General features: G+C 46.1%; 3 protein-coding genes and 1 pseudogene. 3 read left to right on the forward strand and 1 reads right to left on the reverse strand.

What is annotated here, in order from left to right; all coding sequences use genetic code 11:
* The first annotated feature begins 79 nt into the window (after window positions 1-79).
* The 3 genes and pseudogenes from istB to BACFIN_RS14935 all read left to right on the forward strand — a co-directional run bounded on the left by istB (window position 80) and on the right by BACFIN_RS14935 (window position 3,584).
* Window positions 80-814 carry an IS21-like element helper ATPase IstB gene (istB, locus tag BACFIN_RS14940; RefSeq protein ID WP_007750218.1) on the forward strand — a complete coding sequence of 245 codons (735 nt, stop codon included), beginning with the start codon at window positions 80-82 and terminating at the stop codon, window positions 812-814.
* A gap of 185 nt (window positions 815-999) precedes the next feature.
* Window positions 1,000-2,590: pseudogene (gene tnpC / locus BACFIN_RS20560) on the forward strand (IS66 family transposase).
* 499 nt (window positions 2,591-3,089) lie between these two features.
* A complete protein-coding gene (locus BACFIN_RS14935) occupies window positions 3,090-3,584 on the forward strand; it encodes a DUF4313 domain-containing protein (RefSeq protein WP_032839368.1) in 495 nt (164 codons plus the stop codon).
* A gap of 98 nt (window positions 3,585-3,682) precedes the next feature.
* Here the strand turns inward: BACFIN_RS14935 and BACFIN_RS21540 are convergent.
* Window positions 3,683-3,897, reverse strand: a 215-nt coding sequence (locus BACFIN_RS21540; protein WP_007750228.1) for a transposase, incomplete at its 5' end; no start/stop codon positions are given.

The raw sequence follows: 3,897 nt of genomic DNA on the forward strand, positions 1-3,897 counted from the left end.
GGTGGTCCCGCCCCTTGGCGCTGGCCGTTCCCCGACCGATGATTAAAAACTTGTATTAACCCCTAAAAATTAATATATTATGAACAATCAGGAAACCGTAGATCAGTTGAACGAACTAAAACTGAATGGTATGGCCACAGCTTTTGAGGCCATGCTCAACATGCCGTTACAAGCACGCCCGACCGTTGAACAGGCAGTCGCAAAAATGGTAGAGGTGGAGAAAGACTATCGCAGGAATAAAAGAACGGCACTGTTCCTTAAAGGAAGCAAGCTGCGATACAATGCCGTTCTGGAAGAAGTGCTCTGCTCGACCAGCCGTAATTTTACTAAAGACCAACTCTACGCCTTGGCAGATTGCGGCTTTATCCGTCGTAATGAGAACCTGTTTATCCAAGGAAAATGCGGCTGTGGCAAATCATTCTTGGCTTGCGCCATCGGACACCAGGCGTGCTTCCTTGGATATCGTACCATGTATTATAACATGAACCGGTTCGTAGAGAAAATCATGGTGTCAAAACTGGACGGAACACTACTCAAATTTATAGAAAGTATGGGGAAATACCAACTGCTTATCCTCGATGACTTTGGATTACAGCCGATGGACGACAATACCAGACTTACACTATTGCAGATACTGGAAGACCGGTATGACAAAGCTTCCACAATCGTTGTATCACAACTTCCCATTGACCAGTGGTATGACTATCTGGGAGAGCCGGCAACAATCGCTGATGCAATCATGGACCGTTTGGTAAGTAATGTAAACAGGATAGAGTTAAAGGGGGAATCCCTAAGGAGAAAGAAAGGAAAATAATATTATCTTTGTAAGACTCCTATGTAGCTATAAAACTTCTGGTACTGGTTGAAGTGTCAACCATGGTACTGTTTAAGTGCTAACAGCGGTACTGATTCATTGATAACAATGGTACTGTTACAGCGTTAGCACTGGTACTGATTAAGCGCTATTATCAGTATAGAGAAAACAGCCGGTTGAAGGAGATGGTGTCCACGCAGCCCCTTAAAGCTGCGGACAAAGAGGTGTATGAGGCTTTATTGTCTGACAAGGATGCCATAATCGCCCAAAAGGAAGCAAAAATCAACAGTCTGGAGCAACGTGTATCCTATCTTGAACGGCAGTTGTACGGTAAGAAGGCGGAAAAGTTCATAAAGCCTGATGCCCAGGACCGCTGGCTGGATTTTGAAGGTTTCGACATGCTTCCCCAGGAGGTTGAAGCCGCAGAAGAAGCAGAAAAGGAGTTGAAGGCTACCAGAGAAGCGATCATCGCCCGTAAAAAAGCGAGGAAGCAGCATCCTACGAGAAAATCCCTTCCGGAGAATCTTGAGCGTGAGGTGGTCCATATATATCCCGAAGGGTATAATCCGGAAGAGTGGACGCTCCTTCCCGGAGAGGAAGTGACCGAGATCCTTATGCACGAGCCCGAGAAGTTCTATATCCGCAGGATAGTGCGCCATACTGCCAAACGGAAGGGTACAAACGAGTTCAAGACCGGCCCGCTTCCCGTTATGCCAATAGCAAAGAGCTATGCCTCTGCCTCATTGCTGGCAGACATGATGATAGGGAAATATGTGGATCACATACCGTTCCACAGGCAACTGGAACAGTTCAAGCGTGTGGAGGTACATCTCCCCGCGTCAACGGTCAACGACTGGTTCAAGGATGTGGCGGATTTGCTAAGGCCCCTTTACTTCCGATTATGGGAGTTGGTGATGCAGACTGACTACATACAGTCGGATGAAACGACAATCCCCGTGATGAATGACGAGAGACACAAGACGGTCAAAGGTTATATCTGGCTTGTGCGCAGTGTCATGACCGGACGTCAGTTCCTTTACTATGACAAGGGTTCCCGAAGTGGAAAGGTGGTACTGAAACTCTTCGGCAAGTTCCGGGGAAGCCATACAGACGGACGGGTACGAAAGGTACGAGATGCTGGACGCCAAGAAAGGTATTATCCTTCTCGGCTGTTGGGCCCATGCACGCAGACATTTTTGGGAGGCAAGAAAGAATGACATGCAGCGTGCCGACTATGCGCTCGCACAGATACAGTTGCTTTATGATGTGGAGCGTAAGGCTGACGATGAACGCCTGACTTACGAACAGAGGGCTGAACTTAGGGCACGTCTTGCATATCCCATACTTGTGCGCTTCGAGAAATGGCTGGTCAATGAATATCCCAAAGTAATGAAAGACACTCCGATCGGAAAAGCCATAAAATATACATACGGAAGGTTCGACAAACTCTCCAGGTACCATCTGGACGGTCGTTACAGACCGGATAATAACGAGATAGAAAATAAAGTGCGGCCTGTCGCGTGCGGCAGACGTAACTATCTGTTCTGTGGCAATAATGATGCCGCTGAAGATGCGGCGGTGCTCTACTCGTTCTTCGGCTGCTGCAAGGCTGCCGGGGCTGACTTCCGCACGTGGCTGATCTACTTCCTTGAACATATACATGATTATGACGATGACTACTCGATGGATCTGGCCGAATTGTTACCTGACAATCTGTTATCCGAGGGCAAGATATTATCCGTTACGCCACCGGAATCTCCCAAGAAAGACTCCTGATACCCTCGTAAATCCCGCCTAAACACGGGAAAACTACCGTTTTATGCCAATCAAGACGGGAAAATAGGGAATAAAGTGCCGTTTTTATCTTCATTATCCCCGATAAATAGGGAAAATAAGGGAAAGAATACCCTTTTATACCAATTATGGCGGGAAAGTAGGGATAAAAATATCGCTTTATCACATTTATCACAGGAAAATAAGGGGAAAAGGGGGAAAACTTCCTTTTATCCGCTCCATTAGTAGAGATAATATCAACTTCTATAGAACCCGCATATCTTTGGGTTGAATTGATGTAACAATAAATCATAGAACGATAAAATGAATAAACGACATTATGAACATACGTTACCCAATATACGAGGGAGTTTATCGAATGCTTACTTTCCTTTAAGGCAATCTTTGACGCACGTAAAAATCAAATCCCGGCGGGAGAAGCCTGAAGGCTTCCGAAAAAAGGGAAAATAAAAAGAAGTTCAATCACTAAAACAGAATGGATATGGAAATTCAATTTGCAATCGTCCGCTCGGAAAATGCGGAGTATCTATGTTACAAGGAAGATAAGGTATATGCGGATGTCAGCAATCCCATGATGACATTTACCGTCGGGGAGGATGCCTTTGAGGTCGTCAACCCCGATACCTCCTTCATGCGGAAAGAGTACGCATTCAGGGGAGGACGGTATTACTTCGTGCCACGGTTTTACGGGAATGGTTGGGTGGCGCTCACATTGGAAAAGGTGGGCGACAGGCAGGACTTTATCGTGCTGTCCGTCAATTTGGAGGAAATGGACGCACTCGGCGTGCCCGACCGCACGTTTGTCGATGTCAATAACTATCCGGACGCAATGGAGTTCTTGCAGGCAAACGGCCTGGCTGCCGATTCCGGATATAGGCGCAGGAGCGGCTTTGTGGAATACCCGATGGCAATGCTCGATTTGCCGCTCCTGTACCGGCACGCCCCGCAGGAGTTCCAGAAGGCGGACATCGAATAGTTTGAATACGAGTCTTGAAGGCATTGGTCGCCGCTCGACGTATAGAGGACGGGAAATCCGCCCTCTATACATATTATATATAATAGACATTATATAGATTAAATTGTTATATATCTCATTTTGTGACTGATTCTAAAGTTGTGTAACCCACAAGCAATAAGAATCACCATATCTTCGAAACCGAATTTATGGCATCTAAATCGTTCTTTGACAATACGGTATTTTTTCATACCACCGATAGCATGCTCAACTTTAATCCTAATTCCGGAAATCCTCTTGTTCTCTTGCTTTTCATCAGAAGTAAGTTCTCTTT

It is taken from the genome of Bacteroides finegoldii DSM 17565, assembly GCF_000156195.1.
Lineage (GTDB): Bacteria > Bacteroidota > Bacteroidia > Bacteroidales > Bacteroidaceae > Bacteroides > Bacteroides finegoldii.